Annotated in this window: 12 protein-coding genes; 9 read left to right on the forward strand and 3 right to left on the reverse strand. The window is 40.8% G+C overall.

Going from position 1 to position 19,047, the window contains the following annotated elements:
* The first annotated feature begins 927 nt into the window (after positions 1-927).
* From ACE1CC_RS27290 to ACE1CC_RS27315, 6 genes are all read left to right on the forward strand, one after another.
* Complete coding sequence (locus ACE1CC_RS27290) at positions 928-4,653, forward strand: amino acid adenylation domain-containing protein (protein WP_413273583.1); 3,726 nt, start codon at positions 928-930, stop codon at positions 4,651-4,653.
* 508 nt (positions 4,654-5,161) lie between these two features.
* Positions 5,162-7,312 carry an NHLP family bacteriocin export ABC transporter peptidase/permease/ATPase subunit gene (locus ACE1CC_RS27295; RefSeq protein WP_459563926.1) on the forward strand — a complete coding sequence of 717 codons (2,151 nt, stop codon included), beginning with the start codon at positions 5,162-5,164 and terminating at the stop codon, positions 7,310-7,312.
* On the forward strand, positions 7,302-10,019 hold the full coding sequence (locus tag ACE1CC_RS27300) for an NHLP bacteriocin export ABC transporter permease/ATPase subunit (protein ID WP_413273585.1): 2,718 nt from the start codon (positions 7,302-7,304) through the stop codon (positions 10,017-10,019). The genes ACE1CC_RS27295 and ACE1CC_RS27300 overlap by 11 nt, the downstream gene beginning before the upstream one ends.
* A gap of 269 nt (positions 10,020-10,288) precedes the next feature.
* Positions 10,289-10,537: a hypothetical protein gene (locus ACE1CC_RS27305; protein ID WP_413273586.1), complete on the forward strand. Its 249-nt coding sequence runs from the start codon at positions 10,289-10,291 to the stop codon at positions 10,535-10,537.
* 63 nt (positions 10,538-10,600) lie between these two features.
* Entirely contained in the window at positions 10,601-11,632 is a 1,032-nt protein-coding gene (locus ACE1CC_RS27310) for a cyclic nucleotide-binding domain-containing protein (protein WP_413273587.1), read from the forward strand.
* 5 nt (positions 11,633-11,637) lie between these two features.
* Positions 11,638-13,260: an NHLP bacteriocin system secretion protein gene (locus ACE1CC_RS27315; RefSeq protein ID WP_413273588.1), complete on the forward strand. Its 1,623-nt coding sequence runs from the start codon at positions 11,638-11,640 to the stop codon at positions 13,258-13,260.
* Between the two features lie 17 nt (positions 13,261-13,277).
* On the opposite strand, the gene ACE1CC_RS27320 is transcribed toward ACE1CC_RS27315, so the two are convergent.
* Positions 13,278-14,840, reverse strand: a complete 1,563-nt coding sequence (locus ACE1CC_RS27320; protein ID WP_413273589.1) for an AAA family ATPase — start codon at positions 14,838-14,840, stop codon at positions 13,278-13,280.
* Positions 14,841-15,117: 277 nt separating this feature from the next.
* On the opposite strand from ACE1CC_RS27320, the gene ACE1CC_RS27325 reads away from it, so the two are divergent.
* From ACE1CC_RS27325 to ACE1CC_RS27335, 3 genes are all read left to right on the forward strand, one after another.
* Positions 15,118-15,816: a hypothetical protein gene (locus ACE1CC_RS27325; protein ID WP_413273590.1), complete on the forward strand. Its 699-nt coding sequence runs from the start codon at positions 15,118-15,120 to the stop codon at positions 15,814-15,816.
* A 178-nt stretch (positions 15,817-15,994) separates the two neighbouring features.
* Positions 15,995-16,426, forward strand: coding sequence for an aminoacyl-histidine dipeptidase (locus tag ACE1CC_RS27330; protein ID WP_413273591.1), 432 nt, complete (start codon positions 15,995-15,997; stop codon positions 16,424-16,426).
* A 153-nt stretch (positions 16,427-16,579) separates the two neighbouring features.
* The gene (locus ACE1CC_RS27335; protein WP_413273592.1) at positions 16,580-16,948 is read left to right on the forward strand and encodes a hypothetical protein; all 369 of its coding nucleotides are present in this window, start codon (positions 16,580-16,582) and stop codon (positions 16,946-16,948) included.
* A gap of 264 nt (positions 16,949-17,212) precedes the next feature.
* On the opposite strand, the gene ACE1CC_RS27340 is transcribed toward ACE1CC_RS27335, so the two are convergent.
* Both ACE1CC_RS27340 and ACE1CC_RS27345 read right to left on the reverse strand, forming a co-directional pair.
* Positions 17,213-17,638 (reverse strand): hypothetical protein, encoded by a 426-nt coding sequence (locus tag ACE1CC_RS27340; protein ID WP_413273593.1) that lies wholly within the window; start codon positions 17,636-17,638, stop codon positions 17,213-17,215.
* Positions 17,619-18,920 (reverse strand): ParM/StbA family protein, encoded by a 1,302-nt coding sequence (locus ACE1CC_RS27345; RefSeq protein ID WP_413273594.1) that lies wholly within the window; start codon positions 18,918-18,920, stop codon positions 17,619-17,621. The genes ACE1CC_RS27340 and ACE1CC_RS27345 overlap by 20 nt, the downstream gene beginning before the upstream one ends.
* Positions 18,921-19,047: the final 127 nt, after the last annotated feature.

Below are 19,047 nucleotides of genomic sequence, written 5' to 3' on the forward strand. Positions count from 1 at the left end.
GACCAACACCTGTAGCACAAACCGCAAAAGTCAGCCACGGACGACGCCGCTGCGCCAGCAACAGGGGTTTTTTCTCAGTCCACCAGCGCCACAACTGCCATACATCATTATTGTGGTGATAGTCCCGACGGCATCGCATAGCCACTCATACGTCGCCTCAATAACCTCATCGCTGGTGACTCGTTCAATTAACCTCATTCGATTCCCAGATAATCAGACGAAATAGATGGGTTAACGTTCTCCCAGTAGAAACTGTCTCGTTTCTAGGTATATCGCATTCTGGTGCGATCGCGGCTGGTGGAGTTTGGGGAAAAGGGGGTGCGATCGCCCAATTTTCCGCTTATCGCGCTCATCTCATAGGGGGCATCAAGTTAGAAAAAAAGCCTCTAACTCGAAAAATTCAGAAAGTGGCTTTAGGAATCGTCTTAAAGTAGAAACTACCAGTGCCATTCCTCCTCTTTTTTACTTGAAGAAAGGCAATCGTTTTTTGGTTAAGCTTGACAACAAGGGAAGCGATCGCACAAAGCGCAGTCTTGGAAGCGATCGCTTCTTTTATGACATCCTGTGCGCTAGCGCAATAAGCTGCCAATTTTTCAGCTTTAGAATAAGGGGTATGAAACTGATACAACTTATGCTTTGACTGTTTTATTACCTCGAATGGTTCAATTTATTTTCTCTGCAAAAAAGGTATTCACGGAAGATTTATATTTTACAGAAGTATTTTGATTGACATCCTCCTTAAGAGATAAGTTATCTTCGTAATGTGTAGGAATTTATGCAACGATCCGACTTTTCCGACTGACGCGGGCGGAGTTGGGGAACCATAATGGAGACTCTTAATGCAGTCTTGAAACTTTAATGCGCTTTTCTTTCAAATTTAGACAAACAGTGTATTGCAGAGATTAACGGCGACTACCAAGAGAACAAATGGCAAATAATATTGATTCATCAACGCCTCAACTATTGTGCATTCCTCAGTTATTTGAGTTTCAAGTAGAACAAACCCCTGACAGCATCGCCGTGATTTTTGAGGGGGAAAGCCTCACTTATCGGGAATTAAACCATCGAGCCAACAAGGTAGCGCATTACCTAATTTCTTTAGGAGTGGAACCGGAAGTTCTCGTTGGGATTGGTGTGGAACGCTCCTTAGAAATGGCGATCGCGCTGCTGGGTATTCTCAAAGCAGGTAGTGCCTATGTCCCCCTAGATCCAACTTATCCGCAACACCGGCTGTCCTTGATGCTAGAGGATGCTCAACCACCAGTGCTGTTAACTCAAAAACGGTGGCTAGAAAATCTTCCCTCACACGAAGCAAAAGTAGTCTGTTTAGATGCTGATTGGGAGGAGATTGCCCAATACAGCGAGCAGAACCCTGACACCCGCATAACATCTGACAATCTAGGTTATGTCATCTATACCTCCGGGTCTACAGGACAGCCAAAAGGAGTTCAGATTCCGCATCGGGGTTTAGCCAACCACAGTGTTTCCATTGCCAAGCACTATAATTTGCAGACAACAGATCGGGTTTTACAGTTTGCTTCTATTAGTTTCGATGTTGCAGCAGAAGAGTTATTCCCCACCTGGTTAAGCGGGGGTACTGTCGTTCTCCGTCCTGGTTCTGTGACTCCAACTGTTGCAGAGTTTCAAGCACTGATAGAGCGGGAAAAGCTGACTGTTCTCAACCTGCCTGCTTCTTACTGGCATGAATGGGTATCTGCTCTATCTAGTTCGCAAGCTCAATTACCTTCCACGCTACGTCTGGTTGTGGTTGGCAATGAAAAGGTTTTGCCAGAGCGATTGATGAGTTGGCAGAAAATCGTGGGTAATCGCGTCCGCTGGCTCAATGCCTATGGACTGACTGAAACCACTATCACATCCACGCTCTACGAACCAAATATTTGGAAAGAATTGCCGGATGTCAACTCTGTACCTATAGGTTGTCCCATTGCCAACACCCAGATTTATTTGTTGGATGAAAACAAAAAGCCCGTGCCTAAAGGGATGACGGGTGAATTATACATTGGCGGTCTTGGTTTAGCAAGAGGCTATCTCAATCGTCCCGAATTGACGGCGGCGCGGTTCATCCGCAATCCTTTTAGTGATGAAGCAAATTCTCGCCTCTACAAAACTGGAGACTTAGCCCGTATCGGGAGCGACGGTAACATCGAAATCCTGGGGCGCATTGATAACCAAGTGAAAGTACGCGGCTTCCGCATCCAAACGGAGGAAATTGAGGCAACTCTCAATCAGCATCCACTGGTGCAAGACAGTGTGGTAGTGGCTCACGAAGAAAAATCAGGCAAGCAACGCCTCGTCGCCTATGTCGTTCCCAAACCAAAAAACACTCAAGTAGAACTCTGGCCCTGTCCGGGAGACTACCGAGTTTATGATGCCATCATGTACTATGCCATGACCTATGACCATGTGAGAAATCACAGTTATGAGGTGGCACTTAAAAAAGTTGTTAAGGACAAAGTTGTTGTAGACATTGGCACGGGTAAGGATGTTGTTTGGGCGAAATTCTGTGCCGAACATGGCGCTAAGAAAGTTTACGCCATTGAGATGCAACTTGAAGCTTACGAACAGGCAACGAGTTATGTCAAATCTCTGGGGCTGTCAGACAAGATATCGGTAATTCATGGGGATGCCACGCAAGTGAAACTCCCGGAAAAAGTCGATCTGTGTGTTTCAGAACTGATTGGCGCGATCGGTAATTCAGAAGGGGCGGTTTCGATTCTCAATGATGCCAGAAGGTTTCTCAAGGAAGATGGAATGATGATTCCACAGCGCTGTGTGACTAAAATTGCCGCTGTTTATCTTCCTGAAACGTTTGCCAGTCAGCCACATTTTTCGGAACTATCCGGTTATTACACTCAGCAGATTTTCAACCAGCTCGGAGGGAAAATTCCCTTAAGGGTATCTTTGCGAAATTTTCCTCAGTCAAACATCATCTCCACTGTAGATGTTTTTGAAGACTTGGATTTCAATCAAGTCTCTAATCCCGAATATGACCGACAGATAAGCCTTACTATCACTCAAAGTGGCAAAATTGATGGATTTTTATTATGGCTTAATTTACACACGGTTGAAAATGAAGTCATTGACAGTCTAACTTACGTCGGCAACTGGCTACCTGTTTATTTTCCAGTGTTTTATCCGGGGATTGAAGTAGCGGCTGGAGACAAAATTGAAGCCGTTTGTAGCGCTCGGTTGAGTGAAGACTACTTAAATCCCGACTATCACATTCGAGGCTATTTGCTCAAACAGAGTGGAGAACGCATTGAATTTGAATACGATTCTTTTCTCTACAAAACTCCCTCAAAGAGCAACTTATTTTACGAGCGCCTATTCGCGCCAGAGGTAGTGTTAAACGAGCAGCCAACTCCTGTAGAGCTATGCGATAAAAGCCTGAGCGCCTACTTGAAAAAGCACTTACCAGCTTATATGCTCCCTGGAGGGTTTGCGTTCTTGGAGTCCCTGCCATTGAATCCTAACGGGAAAGTTGACCGCAAAGCACTACCCACTCCAAGGGACAGCAGACGCATGGAACCAACTGCATTTATAGCTCCCCGTGACACTTGGGAACTTCAGTTGACTCATATTTGGGAAAACGTGCTGGGTATTCACCCCATCAGCGTGAAAGACGACTTCTTTAACCTGGGCGGTGACTCTCTATCGGCGGTACGCCTGATGCTGGAGATTGAGCAGCATTTTGGACAGAAGTTATCGCTAGCGACGCTTTTTCCCAGTTCGACGATTGACCATCTGGCAAGCATTCTGCGTCAGGCGACGGGTTCTCGCTTGAGTTCTCCTTTAGTAGCGATTCAGCCTGGTGGTACAAAGCCTCCCTTTTTCTGCGTTCATCCCATCGGGGGCAATGTGCTTTGTTACCTGGATTTAGCTCGTCATCTGGGTAAAGACCAGCCTTTTTACGGTTTGCAAGCGTCGGGGATTGATGGGGAAGGGGAGCCAAAGAGCCGGATGGAAGATATGGCTAGTTATTATATCGAGGCAATCCGCGAGATTCAACCGCAAGGTCCGTATTTGCTGGGAGGTTGGTCATTTGGTGGAGTGGTAGCGTTTGAGATGGCTCAACAGTTGCACTCATCTGGTGAGCAAGTGGCGCTGCTTGCCTTGATAGATAGTTCAGCACCCCAGCGTAACAGCCACCTGATGGAGGTTGATACTGCTGCCACACTAGCTTGGTTTGCTAAGGATTTGGGCAGTTATTTTGGGAAGGAACTTGCTGTATCGGTTAGTACTCTCCAGTCGCTTGCGCCGGATGAGCAGTTGAGCTATGTGCTGGAGCGGGCAAGGGCGGCTAACGTTGTGCTTCCTGATGCTGGAGTGGTTGAAATTCGCCGTCTGCTAGAGGTTGTCTTGGCAAATCGTCAGGCTGAGCGCAGCTACACACCAGTTGTTTATCCAAACCAGATTACTGTCTTTCGTGCGGAGGAATCTTTTGGGTTAGAGAATTCAGACTCCACAATGGGTTGGAATCAGTTAACGGACGGTGGAGTGAAGGTTCATACAATTTCTGGCGATCACTACACCATTGTTAAGGAGTCTCATGTGCGAGTTTTAGCGGAACGGTTTAAGGTTTGCCTCAAGCACAAGCTAAAAGGGGAGTGGAGCAAGTACAAATCACGCTAGGAATTCCAGCCTTGCCGGAAATTGAACCTCTTACTCCTTTACAGCAAAATCAGAGCCATCGCAGTAACTAATTGACTAACTATGACTAACAAAAGGAGTAATATGGCTACAATCAGTGGATTTTGACAAATGGCTGTTTAAGGTATGGGATGTGAACCTAATCCTTTATAAATACCTAGTAGCTTTTGGTATCAAGCCATTCATTAATAAAATGAGTTACCCTCAACTCTATCTCAAAAAAATCAGAAATTGCTAACGAGAAGCCTTAAAAAGATAAATGGTAAAAAACTTAACTTTTGTCGTAAAAGTTGTTCCAATTAGGCATATTCAGGGAATACTCTATTTAGAGTACTAGAGGCTACTCCCGTACCCTCTAGAAATAAATCGTTATACTCAGTGACTTATTTAAGTAAAATCTTATGGGAGTAAAGTAGTGTTGAAACAGCGGCGCAAACAAGAAATAGAACAACAGCATCAAAAGCGTGTGAAAACACCTACCTTATTGCAAATGGAAGAGGTAGAATGCGGAGCCGCTGCGCTCGGCATTATGCTAGGTTACTACGGACGATTTGTACCATTAGCAAAGTTGCGACAGGAATGCGGTGTTTCCCGTGATGGTAGTCAACCTGCTAGTATTGTCAAGGCTGCTAGACAATACGGACTGAGAGCCAAAGCGTTTAAAAAGCAAACTTCTCAATTAAGGAAAATGCGATTACCAGCGATCGCATTTTGGAATTTCAGCCACCTGCTAGTGATTGAAGGCTTTGAAAAAGATAAAGTTTATATCAACGACCCCGCAACAGGCCCTCGTGTCATTTCCTTAGCCGAATTTGAACAGGCATATATTGGGGTGATTCTAGCAATGGAACCGGGACCAGAGTTCCAAAAAGGAGGACAAGCGCCGAGTGTTTTGCGATCGCTTTTAGAACGCCTCAAAACTTCAATAGGGGCTGTTTCTCTCAGTGTTTTATTAGGCTTTTTATTAGTAATTCCGGGATTAGCACTACCTGTCTTTAGTCAAGTTTTCGTCGATCAAATTCTCGTTGAAGATCGCATCGATTGGTTGCGTCCATTACTTTTAGGGATGTTGGTAACAACCTTAATTCAAGCATTTTTATTTTCGCAACAACGTCGTTATCTTAGGCATCTACAAATTAAATTAGCAGCAACTATGTCCAGTCAATTTTTCTGGCATTTGTTAAAGCTACCAATTGGATTTTATACCCAAAGATTTCCCGGTGAAATAGGGGGAAGAGTTAAGCTCAATGACAAGGTAGCTCAAGCAATTTCTGGCAGTATGGCTGAAACAATTATCAACGTAGTGATGACAGTTATTTACTTGTTGGTAATGTTTGCCTATAACTGGGTGCTAACTGCGCTTACACTTTTCCTAGCATTTATAAATATTTTTACGCTGTTCAAAACTGGAGCTTTCCTAGAAGAAGCTTTTATGCAGTCTGATAAATACTGGGGGAAAACAGAAGGAGTGTCGATCGCAGGTATCCAAAGCATGGAAACCTTAAAAGCATCGGCTTTAGAATCGGACTTTTTTGCTCGGTGGGCAGGGTATTTTGCTAAAATAACCAATGCTGAGCGAGAAATATCTGTAGTATTTGAAATTATCCAGGTTTTGCCTATTTTATTAACAGCCTTAACAACAACACTGGTTTTAGCAGTAGGTGGTTGGCAAGTTATGAATGGGCAAATGAGTATCGGTATGCTAGTCGCATTTCAAACACTATTAATTAGTTTCCAGACACCAATTAATCAGCTGATGGGATTTGGCACAACTCTACCAACATTGGCAGGAAATATCATGCGCTTAGATGATGTTTTAGCTAATGACCCGGATACTTTATTAGCTAAAAATGATTTAGAGGTAAAAGCCCAAAAATCAAAACTTTCTGATTCCCCGATTAGCTTAAAAGGACATATTGAATTGCGTAACATTACCTTTGGATATGCCAAAGTTAATAAACCTTTAATTGAAAATTTTAGTTGTACAATTCAACCTGGACAACGAGTAGCTTTAGTAGGAGGAAGTGGTTCGGGAAAATCGACAGTTGCTAAACTGGTAGCAGGACTTTATGAACCTTGGTCAGGAGAGATTTTATTTGATGGTAAACCAAGAAATACAATTTCTCGATCGGTTTTAGTAAGCTCGATCGCTACTGTCGAACAAGAAGTATTTTTGTTTTCTGGTACTGTACGCGATAATCTAACTTTATGGGATACAACAGTTTCTGATTCCCAACTTCGTCGGGCTTGTATTGATGCCAAAATTCAAGATATAATTTTGGCAATGCCTGGTGGTTATAATAGCGAGTTATTAGAAGGAGGTGCAAACTTAAGCGGCGGACAACGCCAACGTTTAGAAATAGCTCGATCTCTAATTAATAATCCAACAATTTTAATTTTAGATGAAGCAACCAGCGCTTTAGATGGAGAAACAGAACAATTTATTTATAATAACTTACGACAAAGAGGTTGTAGTTGTTTAATTGTAGCGCACCGCCTTAGTTCTATTAAAGATTGCGATGAAATTATTGTGATGGATCGCGGCGTTGTTGTGCAGCGAGGAAAACATAACGAACTAATCCAAAAGGGGGGATTCTACGCTGAATTAGTTCACGAAGAGGAAGCAGAAAATGAAGAATAAGTATCCAGCTTTGAATCGCTCAAAATTGGTTCTAGAAGGTGAAATATTGTTACTTGATGATTCTGAAAAAGTCTGGATGATTGAATCAGGCTCAGTAGCGGTTTATATTGGTAAATTCGAGAATGGTAATTTGTCAGGTTCTCGACAGTACTTGTTTACTACAGAAATTGGCGAAGCATTATTTGGATTTAGTAAAAATTTATCTAGTTTATCAACACCAGACAATCTCTGTATTTTGGCAGTTCCCTTAGTTGATTCCACTTTAGTACATTTTGAACGTTCGCAGTTTAAATCAGATATATTATCGAGTTACAATCTATTAATTACTTGGTTTAAGCATTTAAGTTGTGTATTTGAACATAGTGGCGTTTTGTTACCTCCGCCAGAAATTTATGAACACGCACCTTGGCAAACTCAACTAACAGTTTTAGATAATTTTAATCAAGAGTTTCTCTCCTGCTGGCAAGAGTTGGAACAGCAAAATCAGTTGGAAAATTTAGAAAAATTCCAAGAACGGGAACGCCTAAATCAAGCTGTAACTTCGGGTGCGATCGCAGATTTTGTTTCTCTAATTAAGCCCAAACAATCTACTGTTGCTTTTGCCGCCGATCCCCTGCTAGCAGCCGCAGGAGCAGTAGGACACGCAATGGGGATTCAAATTAAACCCCCAGCCAAGTCGGAGAACATGAAGCGGGTTAAAGAGCCACTAGAAGCGATCGCTCGTGCCTCCCGAATGCGAATCCGACGAGTGTTGCTAACAGAACGCTGGTGGCGAGTAGATTGTGGCCCGATTTTAGCTCATTTGCAAGCAGATAATACTCCAGTAGCACTTCTACTAAATAACAAGCTCAACTATGAAATTTACAACCCAGTAACTCAACAGCATATAGCATTAAATAATGCCACAGCTAAACTGTTGTCTCCTAATGCTTATATGTTTTATCGGCCTTTTCCCGAAAAAGAATTAGATTTATTAACCTTATTTCAATATTCTCTTCGTGGTACAGGCAAAGAAATCCTTAATATTTTTGTATTAGGAATTGCTGCTGCTTTAATGGAAATGGTTGTTCCTCAAGCGACGGGGACTTTAATTGATAGTGCAATTCCTGATGCTGATCGCGGCTTATTACTTCAACTCACTTTAGGACTAATCGCTGCTAGTTTTGGTCTAGCACTTTTTCGACTTGCACAAGGATTTAACTTAGCACGGTTTGGAATTTATTCTCTGTTTAATTTACAAACTGCGGTATGGGATCGATTGCTAAAATTGCGGCTTTCTTTCTTTCGGAACTATTCTTCTGGAGAAATGCTTTCTCGCGTCAATGCAATTACCCAAATTCGCAATAAACTAGGTTCTGATAAGCTGGATATTCTATTTAAAAGTTTGTTTTCCTTGCTGAATTTGGGATTACTATTTATTTATAGCCCTCCCCTAGCATCGGTAGCTGTTGTAATTGTGCTTATGACTGTTATTGCCACTAGCACCGCAGGTTATTTCAAACGCCAGAAAACTACCCAAATGGAGGAAATAGAAGGAACAATTGACGGGTTAACAATTCAATTAATTAGTGGAATTTCTAAACTGCGTACCACAGGTGCAGAAGGACGAGCATTTGCTTTTTGGGCTAAGTATTATCAACAGCAACTTAAATTGATGCGGGATAACCAAGGGATTGAAGATTTAATTGCAGTTTTTAATATTTTACAATCTAATTTAACCCCAATTATAATTTTTTGGATAACTGCTAGTTTGCTAAGTCAAACAGAAACAGGTGGTTTATCTATGGGAACATTTTTAGCTTTTAATACTGCTTTTGCAATCTTTATTACAGGTGTGACTACTCTTAGTAATAATTTAATCGATTTGTTGGAAATTGGAGTATTGTGGGAACACGCTAAACCTATTATGGATGAATTGCCAGAAGTGGATTTAAACAAAGCCGATCCAGGGAGACTTTCTGGTTATGTCAAATTGGATCGCGTTACTTTTCGTTATCGGCAAGATGGGCCTTTAAATCTTGATGATGTAACAATTGAAGCTAAACCAGGTGAATTTATTGCTTTTGTTGGCCCTTCTGGTAGTGGTAAATCTACTACTTTACGAATGTTACTAGGTTTTGATGTTCCTGAACAAGGTACTGTTTACTATGATGGGCAAGATTTATCAGGTTTAGATATTTCTGCTGTGCGTCGTCAATTAGGGGTAGTGTTGCAAAACGGGCGCATCAATAGCGAGACGGTGTTTGAAAATATTAGTGGTGGTGCGTTAATTAGCATGGAGGAAGCTTGGGATGCAGCACGAATGGCGGGGTTTGCAGAAGATATTGAACAAATGCCAATGGGAATGCACACTGTAATTTCTGAAGGAGGAGCAAATTTGTCAGGCGGACAAAGGCAACGATTACTGATTGCACGGGCGTTGGTATTGAAACCAAGAGTTATCTTTTTTGATGAAGCGACTAGTGCGTTGGATAATCGGACTCAGGCTATGGTCAGTGAAAGCTTGGAAAAATTGAAGGTAACGCGAATTGCGATCGCTCACCGTCTCAGTACTATTCGCAATGCCGATCGCATCTACGTAATTGAAGCGGGTAGAGTGGTGCAGCAAGGTACTTTTGAAGAATTAGCTAATCAAGATGGTTTGTTTGCTAAATTAATGGCGAAGCAAAGTAAAGGAACTGAGATAACACCGAACCTTAATCAGTAAAAGCTCTCCCCAGTACGTAATTACCCTATTGGCAAAGATTAACGAATTGTCGAAAATTAATATAGTCTTAGATGCCATCTACCAAAAGAAGTATTTAGTCTTTTCTTATAGGAGATTAGTTAAAGCTCCAAATTAACAGAAGCAATCGCTTACGGTCTCAGTAAAGTTCTTATTGACGATCGGCTTTGTAAAATGGAAGCCCAATTGCTTGCCAAATTGACATGAAAATGATTAGTGCATATATTTGCAATTTTATGGAGTAATTAACGATGGAATTAAGCAAATATCTTTTTTCACCACAAAACCAGCAATTTCTGCAAAAACTATCTCATATATTCACAGCGACTTTGTTTGATCTAGGAACTATCAAAGTTTCTTTAGGTTTGATAGTAAATTTAGCTTTTCAGTCGGTAATAGTTTTTTTAATTGCTGGGTTAATTAAGCGGGTTACTAAAAATCGATTTTTAAATCGCTTTGGTTTAGATTTAGGTACCAGAGAATCATTATGCTGCTGCTAAAGAAGCTTATAATGGATCATTAAATTTAGCTATACCGAAAAATCTTAAGATAGAAACTAACGTATGTCACCTGTACTAACCCAACTTGAAAATTTAAGAGTTCTCCAACCTCCTGATTTAGAGTGGATAACTCAAACTGGCACTTATCAAGAAGTGTCTATCGGTACAGTTTTGATTCAAGAAGGTCAATCTTCTGATTCAATTTATTTTATCCTCGAAGGCACTGTAGCTATTCTAATTTCTCAGCATAATTATGACAGCGATCAAGAAATTGCTCGTTGTGGGAAAGGTGAGGTTATTGGTGAAATGTCCTTTATTGACGATCGCCTTCCCTCTGCTACAGTTAAAACAGTTGAATATTGCCAAATATTAGCTCTATCTAAACGAAAGTTGCAAATCAAAATTGAGCGAGATCCAGATTTTGCGGCTCGACTTTATCAAGAATTTGCTGCTATTTTATCTTCTCGATTGCGTAACCTTTCTAAATTACTAGCACAAAGCAAAATAGTTCCGGGACAAGCATTACGAAAAGTGCTATTTCTTTTCGCTATCCTTAATGATAATGATATCGATTGGATGGTTACTCGCGGTCGGAAAGAAAATGCTCCTGCTGGAACAGTTTTAATTCAACAAGACCAACCTGTTGAAGCTTTGTACTTTTTATTACAAGGAAATTTAGCCGTTATATTTTCCATGATTATTGATGGTAAATCAGTAGAAAAAGAATTAGCTCGACGGGCGAGTGGAGAGATTGTTGGGGAAATGTCTTTTGTAGAATCAGGTAACGCTTCAGCAAGTATTAAATGTGCGGAAAATTCTTTAATATTAGCTGTATCGCAAGAATTATTAAGAGAAAAATTTCAGAGCGATCGCGGTTTTGCAACTCGTTTTTATCGGGCTATCTCTTTAGTATTAATTGACCGTTTACGGGAAGGTTTAGTTCAACGTGGTTTTGGTCAAAAAGCTTATAGCCAAGACCAAGAATTATTAGATGATATTGAGTATGAAGATGAAATCCCACTAGACGTTCTAGAGGTAACTCTACTAGCTGGAACCAGGTTTAAATGGATGATAAATCGACTACAAGGAAATTAAATACTATGACTTCTTCTGATATAAATGATAATTCAAATCAACAACAATCTTTAGAATCTGTAACTTCTCCCGAACGCCTCGATCAACTTATGCAGGTGGTAAAACCTAAAGATTTTATTCCGGCTTTAACTGTGGGTGGATTAACAGTAATGGCGCTAGTTTGGAGCTTCGTTGGTAGAATTCCTTTGACTGTAACAGGACAAGGAGTATTAATTTCACCACAAAGAGTTGTTGAGTTACAATCCCCGCTTGCTGGACAATTAGAATCTTTATCAATTAAAGATAATCAGTGTGTCAAAAAAGGCGAAATTTTAGGAACAATTAAGCCTACTGAGTTACAAGAACAACTTAAACAACAACAAGCTAAACGTCAACAGTTAGTTTTACAAGCTGATAATAGTAATTCACTGCAAACACAGCGGACTCAAGTTGAGCAAGAAGCGATCGCAACTACTCGCAAGAGTCTTACTCAAAAACTACAGGATTTGCAATCTCTTTCTCCCACGCTTAAAGAGCAAGCTTTAGCTACTATTAAACAACAACGTCAAACTTTACAACAACGTCTTCAAGATATCCAAGCTTTAGCGTTTGTTACTAAAGAACGAGATTTAAGCGCTATCCAGCAACAACGTCGTGCTCTTGAGCAACAACTTAAAGATATTAAAGATTTAAGTCCAGTATTAAAACAGCGCTTAGAAAAACGAAAACAATTACAAGCTCAAGGTGCGATTTCACTGGATACAATTTTAGAAGCCGAAAATGCTTATCGGGAAAATCACCAGCAAATTTTTAGCATTGAAGCTCAGTTAAAGGAATTAAATAGTAAAGAAGTTGGAATTGATAAATCTTTCCGCGAAAACCGTAGTCAAGTTTCTGATATTCAAACTCAATTACAGCAACTTAATACCCAGGAAATTAGCACTGAAAAAACTTTTCGAGATAATCGTAGTCAAATTGCGGAAATCCAAGCTCAATTGCAAGAATTAGATATTCGTAACAAACGATTAGAGCAGGAAAATTTACAAGTATTAAATACTCGAAAAAATGAAATCGCGGAGGTCGATCGCACTATTGCCCAAATTGAACAACAGATCAAAGAGCGTAGTCAAATTGAAAGCCCTCAAGAAGGGTGTATTTTGGAAGTTAGTGCAGTGGAAGGACAAGTGGTAAGCCCGGGAACGCGCCTTGGTAGTTTACAAACTCAAGAACAAGGTAAGGTTGCTCTAACTAGTATTGCTTACTTTGATGTCAAAGATGGTAAACGAATTAAACCAGGAATGACTATGCAAATTACACCAGATACTGTAAAAAGAGAACGATTTGGAGGTATTGTAGCTACTGTAAAATCTGTTTCTGCTTATCCGGTTACTTCTAGTACTGCTGTTTCTAAATTAGGTAATGCTGAACTTGCAGATACATTGACTGGTAAGACGGCAAAAGTGGAAGTTATTGCTGAATTAGTATCAGAATCAAGTAATTTTAGTGGTTATAAATGGTCTTCTTCCAAAGGCCCAAATATGAAGCTTACTCCTGGTACTACGACTGCTTTAAGAGTTAAGGTTGAAGAACAAGCACCAATTACTTTCTTGTTACCTTTTTTACGTGAGTGGAGTGGTGTTTTAAACTAAAATTTGCTCAAGATCCGCTAACCAAACAATTCTTGTAGCGGAAGAGAAAAACGCGATCGATCCTCCCCACTAGCCGATTTAGCATAAGTCGCTTGATTGCGAATTGCCAGAATCTGCTCCTCATCACGCAGCATCGATGGCGTAAACTGATAACGCTGTTGCCGGAGGTCATCCAACGTTACCTTCAACTCATCCGGCTGTTGACCTTGTACCTGATGGCGATAGTAGATTTCCTCAGCACATTTTCTCACTGCATTACCAATTTCGGCTGGCGTACAAAGCCTATAATCCCTTAGCAAAATTCGCCATTCATCATCCGTCCAAGGCGAAATAGAAGCATGACGAAATTCTGGAAAATACTTTTGTAAATGTAGATTGAAAATTTCATACATCGCCCCTTCATGAGGCAAATCAACAAAGAAAATATCATCAAATCGACGAATTAATTCTGGCGGTAACATCCCCAAACGATTAACAGTCGCCACAATATAAATTGGATATTCGTGTTCCTGCATCCAAGTTAATAACTTCCCCGACAAGCGCCGAGAAACACCACCATCGGCATTAGAATCCCACCCCGCAAAACCTTTATCAAAATCATCCCAATAGAGAATAGTAGGACTTAAAGCCTGAGTCAGTTCCAGAAGTTCGCGCAGAGCAAAATCAGGTCTAGAAGCACCAACAATCGAACCCCAATCAGCCGCTAACAGTGGCACTCCCATCTTCTTAGCCGCAAGTTTAGCACTCAAACTTTTACCAGTACCCGGTGGCCCCCAAAGGATCATTCCCTTGGGAAACTTCAAACCGTATTTTTGAGCTTCTGGACGCAGCAGAGAAGCGACCTGGGAAAGCGACTCATCCAAAAGGTCTAGACCACCTGCATTCGGAACATCCGGTTTGGCAATAAACTCCAAACCGCGCCCCCGCAGCTTGTTAACCTTATGGTCGAGTACCAAATCTGCCAGTTTCTCTACTGTATAAGCAAATGGTAACGACCGTTCCAACACCAACTCGATTTCACCTTCAGGTAATCCCTGACAAGCTCGAACAAGTGCTGAACTTGAACTATCACAAATCTGGTTTTGAGTATAAAAAGATGTTACTATCCTTTGCACAGTTTCGCGATCGGGCATTGGGGTAGTCAGTACCGGAATCAAAGGCTGCAAGTTGATTGGTAACTGAATGTAGTTTTCCAGCATTACCCAGTACTGACGAGTGCTAGACCAAGATAAGTGATAATAAGCATTCGTTAGTTGAAATGCACGAGTATAACTGTGTTCTTCAAAGTCTAAAAGTCCCTCAAGAAGATAAATGCCTTCTCTCCCTTTTTCTAATAAAAACTGAGGTACATCCGCATCTAGAGAAAAGTCAGTATTTTGTAAAATGCACTTACCATCCCTACTAATAACTTCCTGAAAACAACTATAACCAGAGTTCCAAAACAGAACAGGTAATTGCAGTTCTTGTCCCCATTGATAAAACTGTGTCAATACCTTATTTCGGTCAGTAGTGTAATACTCTAATCCGACAATCTTGATGCTTTTTTTTGCCAACCCCAGCCAATCGTTAATAGTACGCATACCACTTCAAGAAATACTCACGGCTTACTATTTCGATTAACCCAGCTTTTGTTATGCTTGCCATCAACCAACTGTCTAACAACCACCCAGGTAATTCCAATCCTTCAGGATGAATCGACTCATTTAACTAATTAATTAATTTACGCATTCTGGCTGATTACCAAAGCAATATAGCTGTAATCTTTGAATTAATTGAATTTAATCGAATAATTAGTGAAATTTGATAGCGCCTAGCGGCGCAAATAGCCGTGAAGTAGTGTAATTAAAATCAAATTTCATGGCTACAACTACTAAAAACGGCTCGCGTTCATTAAACGTAACGAGTAACTCAAATGGCAAAAGCAATGGTGCTACTGCTAATTCCAAAAGTCGAGCAACAGCTTCTCAATCTAACGGCAGTAACGGCAGCAGTCGCCCAGCACTTACTATTGAAGAGCAGGCAGATGCACTTTTAGTTCGCGTCCGAACTACTATCCTGAAAAAGTTTGGAGTCAAAATTCAACTTCGAGAAAAACGACTGCAAACTAAAATAGGTCATGCCACCAAAGAAAAGCTCGGATTGGATATTGCCGCGCAGTTGAAAAAAAACGGCAAAACAATGAATTGGCAACGTTGGAATAACGAAGTGTTTCCTGCCTTATTTGGACAGCCGGATGCACTGCGCCACGATATCCAAGTCATTGCTCTTGTTATGGCAAAACTATACGACGTTTTCGAGCTTGACCCTACTGAAGCGATTAAAGGATTGGTCAAATTTAATCAAGAATCCCTCGCTAAACGCAATAGCTATAACAAGCAAGATGAATCCGATGATTTTGATGATTTAGACTCCGATGAAGATGAGGAAGACGACGACTCCGAAGAAGACTTGGACGAAGACGGTGAAGAAGATTCGGACAGTGAAGAAGAAGATGATTCCGATACTGAGGACGAAATGGATGCTGATGAAGAAGAGGACGAAGAAGACCTAGATTAATCTGCTTCATTCGCTATCTATTTCCTCATAGTTTAATCGTAAATTGCTCTGCTATTTATTAGCAGAGTAATTTTTTTAAGCTGCTCAACAGCAATGTTGAACTGAATTGAATTGAAGTGGAAATAGCAGCGATCGCTGCTGTGGATATGAACTAATCTGAATTAAGGAAAACGGCAAAATGGCTACAACTGATAAAGCTCGTAAAACCAATACAGCTAATACCAACAAAGCTCAAAAAGCTCATGTTAAAGCACTCGATAAGTGCATTAATTATAGCGAGAAACTGCGTTTAATGGTGTTAGAGGTTTTAAGGGAAGAATCGGGAAGAGAGCTAAATAATGAAGCTCGTTTTAACGGCACTGAATTTGATTGGGAAACACATAACATTCAGTTTCGTGCAGATTATAGCGACACACCACTCAAAGAATTGATGCGTGCTGCTCGTATATTGTACGGATTGAACGATATGGATGCAATTCGCGCTCGTCGTGCCAAGCATCGAGGTATCCGCAACGAACGGATTGCTCGCAGCGAAATTGGAGCTATTTCAAGCTCACAATATGTGGATGAAGATGCTGATGTTGATGATGAAATTGACGATTTGGAATAAGTCGCTACCATAGCTAAAATTCAAATTTTGCTAATTAATAACTAATTCCTCACTACCGTTAGTTTGGTAGTGGGGAAGTTTTTTATCAGTTTAACTACAAAATCCGACAACTAAAAAATTGAATTGTTAAGTGCAGCGATTGCTGCGGTGTTGATGAACAATTCAACCGAAATTAAAGGTGAACAAATGGCTACTGCAACTGTCACTCGCAAACAAACTGTAACCAAGGCGCTCGATCGTGTAATTTCAATCGATGAAAAACGCCGCTTAATGTTAATCGAAGTATTGCGGGAAGAAAGCGGACGCGAACTTGAAGCTCAAGCTCGTTTTAGCAACGGTGAAATCGAATTCGATTGGAAAGAACATAACGCACAATTCCGAATTGATTATGCTGATGCTACTCTCAAAGAACTTCTCGAATATGCCCGCAGGCTATATGGGTTAGCTGACATTGATGCAGTACGCGAACGACGCGCTAAACACAAAGCGCAGATTCGCGCTCGACTTGAACGCAATCAATAACATGATTTAACCATTCATGAACTATCAAAACCTGGCTCAAAAAGTCAGGTTAATTCTTTGCCCACCACCCACCCCTCGATTGACCACTAATTCAAACTATGGCAAGGGGGAAAACCCCCTTTTTATTGTAAAAAACTAGCTAACTGATACTCCAAATTGTTAGTGAATTAGCCAATTGTTTTCGCTTATTCTTTGATAACAAAACATTAACATTGCCACTACTTGTGCCTCTGTTTTATGGCTAAATTCACTAACTTTTAGCTTTCAATCCCCAAACAAAGCATCGACATCAGCCACCGTCCCTTTACCCATAATTTGAGGAACAGGCATTTCTTGCCACTCCATAACAGATGCCACATCAAGCTTATTACCATTCACAGATATATTCGCTACTATCCCTGTCCCAGGCTGAACTTGTACTTGGGGCAATTGTATTCTCAACTCTTGCGCCATCAAGTAAAAAAGCCTTTCAATTGTTGCATAAGTACTCCAATAAGCCTTTTCCACCTCCTCAGTTGATTCTCCACTATATTTCCTGGCTATGGGCAATAAAAATGTCAGAATATCTCCCACTCGCTGATTAGCTTCTGGTCTATCAAGAGAATTCAAATAAGAAGCAATTTCAGCCAAAGGCGTTCCCTCATAAGGTTGTAACCGCAAACTCAAACTTTTACGCACTCTTCTGGACATTTTTTGGCCCCTCCATAACTTTAGCAACCATATAATCGTAAAGGCCGTAAGCATCCACCAAACGGAACGTTAACGCCTTTTCTTCATCCTCTCTTGTTCCCAAACTAAAAGTTTTTTCTACTAGATTGCCGATGCCAGCCGACCAAACAATTGGTGTAAAAGCCTGGTTACAATCGCTCTGTTGGTAACTAAATGCCCGAACTTTTTTATCAGTGTGATGTTCGCGAATTATTTGTGGTTCACAATTGAAATACTGCTCTAATTCCGGTTCCAAGAATTTAGCAGCACCACCACCAATAATCACTTCATCTAACGGTTCTGGAAAAACCTTAGTGAGCCATTTAGCAATTTTTTCTCCATAATCAATCGTAGCAATTTTAATGGCTTTAGCAATATCAATAACCTCCTGTTCCTTTAATCCCAAATCTTTAGCACTAGCCAAAGCTTTGATTGCATTTAGTTTTTCCCAATTAGGATGGTAAGTGCGAGCTTTTTCCGAATAACCTTGTTGTTCTATTCGATAAATTTCTGAAGATGCTTCTTGAATTCCTTTGAATATTGCCATTGCCAAACTATCACGAGTTAAACCAGAAGTCATATCTATAATTTGGTCTAACATTGTTGAGAAGCCAATTAACGGACTATCCCCTGATTTAAGTTCCCCTCGGTCAAAATAAAGCGCAGTTGTATTTCGATGACCGAACATCAACACACCCAATCGCCTTTCTTGCAACCAAGGTACACCTTGTTCCCTAACACGAGAAGCCACTAATCCACCACCTTCAGGACGGCAGAAAAAATTGGTCAAATTCGCTCTAATGTTTTGACCGCGGAACGAATAATCAGCTAGAAACTTTTCGATTTGTTTTTGGAAACGTTGTCGATCGCTATACTCATTCCAAGGCAGCAAAATTGCTAATTCTATGTTGAGTAATTTTTTAGTCGATAGCTTGTACTTTTGAACAATTACTCCAATTGCTGCTAGTACCTTGTACAGTGCATTTTCATATTTCAGTTCGCTAATTCGATCGGTCGGGTCGAATTTAGAAGCGAAAGCACCAACGACAAACATCTTCTCCCCAACTAACAACCAAGCTTGTTGTTCCGGTGCGGGATTACCTATCCAGCCCTGACGTTCTTGATAGCTCTTTAGTTTATCAGCAGAAATTGGTTCGACTTGTGGTGGCATCATCAAGTATTCAGGTTTGTGCATCGTCTTGGTTTTAAAGACAACTTTGGTATTAGAACCACCGCAATCTACGCAGATATAGATATCGCTCATCCAAATTTTTCACCTAAATTACCTGAACAATACGCTAATTTTTCAGAGTATTTTTCTCACACCACCAAAAGACGTAAAAATGATAGTTGTACTTAGCACAAAAACTACACAATTCGGCGCAAATATT

The organism is Floridaenema aerugineum BLCC-F46 (assembly GCF_041929345.1).
GTDB classification, from domain to species: Bacteria; Cyanobacteriota; Cyanobacteriia; order Cyanobacteriales; family Aerosakkonemataceae; genus Floridanema; species Floridanema aerugineum.

What these genes read in the sequence shown, in the direction of transcription:
- ACE1CC_RS27320 (WP_413273589.1), bottom strand. Translation starts at nt 14,840, where the DNA reads ATGCGTACTATTAACGATTGGCTGGGGTTGGCAAAAAAAAGCATCAAG.
- ACE1CC_RS27325 (WP_413273590.1), top strand. Translation starts at nt 15,118, where the DNA reads ATGGCTACAACTACTAAAAACGGCTCGCGTTCATTAAACGTAACGAGT.
- ACE1CC_RS27340 (WP_413273593.1), bottom strand. Translation starts at nt 17,638, where the DNA reads ATGTCCAGAAGAGTGCGTAAAAGTTTGAGTTTGCGGTTACAACCTTAT.
- ACE1CC_RS27345 (WP_413273594.1), bottom strand. Translation starts at nt 18,920, where the DNA reads ATGAGCGATATCTATATCTGCGTAGATTGCGGTGGTTCTAATACCAAA.
- ACE1CC_RS27315 (WP_413273588.1), top strand. Translation starts at nt 11,638, where the DNA reads ATGACTTCTTCTGATATAAATGATAATTCAAATCAACAACAATCTTTA.
- ACE1CC_RS27330 (WP_413273591.1), top strand. Translation starts at nt 15,995, where the DNA reads ATGGCTACAACTGATAAAGCTCGTAAAACCAATACAGCTAATACCAAC.
- ACE1CC_RS27295 (WP_459563926.1), top strand. Translation starts at nt 5,162, where the DNA reads ATGGAAGAGGTAGAATGCGGAGCCGCTGCGCTCGGCATTATGCTAGGT.
- ACE1CC_RS27300 (WP_413273585.1), top strand. Translation starts at nt 7,302, where the DNA reads ATGAAGAATAAGTATCCAGCTTTGAATCGCTCAAAATTGGTTCTAGAA.
- ACE1CC_RS27305 (WP_413273586.1), top strand. Translation starts at nt 10,289, where the DNA reads ATGGAATTAAGCAAATATCTTTTTTCACCACAAAACCAGCAATTTCTG.
- ACE1CC_RS27290 (WP_413273583.1), top strand. Translation starts at nt 928, where the DNA reads ATGGCAAATAATATTGATTCATCAACGCCTCAACTATTGTGCATTCCT.
- ACE1CC_RS27310 (WP_413273587.1), top strand. Translation starts at nt 10,601, where the DNA reads ATGTCACCTGTACTAACCCAACTTGAAAATTTAAGAGTTCTCCAACCT.
- ACE1CC_RS27335 (WP_413273592.1), top strand. Translation starts at nt 16,580, where the DNA reads ATGAACAATTCAACCGAAATTAAAGGTGAACAAATGGCTACTGCAACT.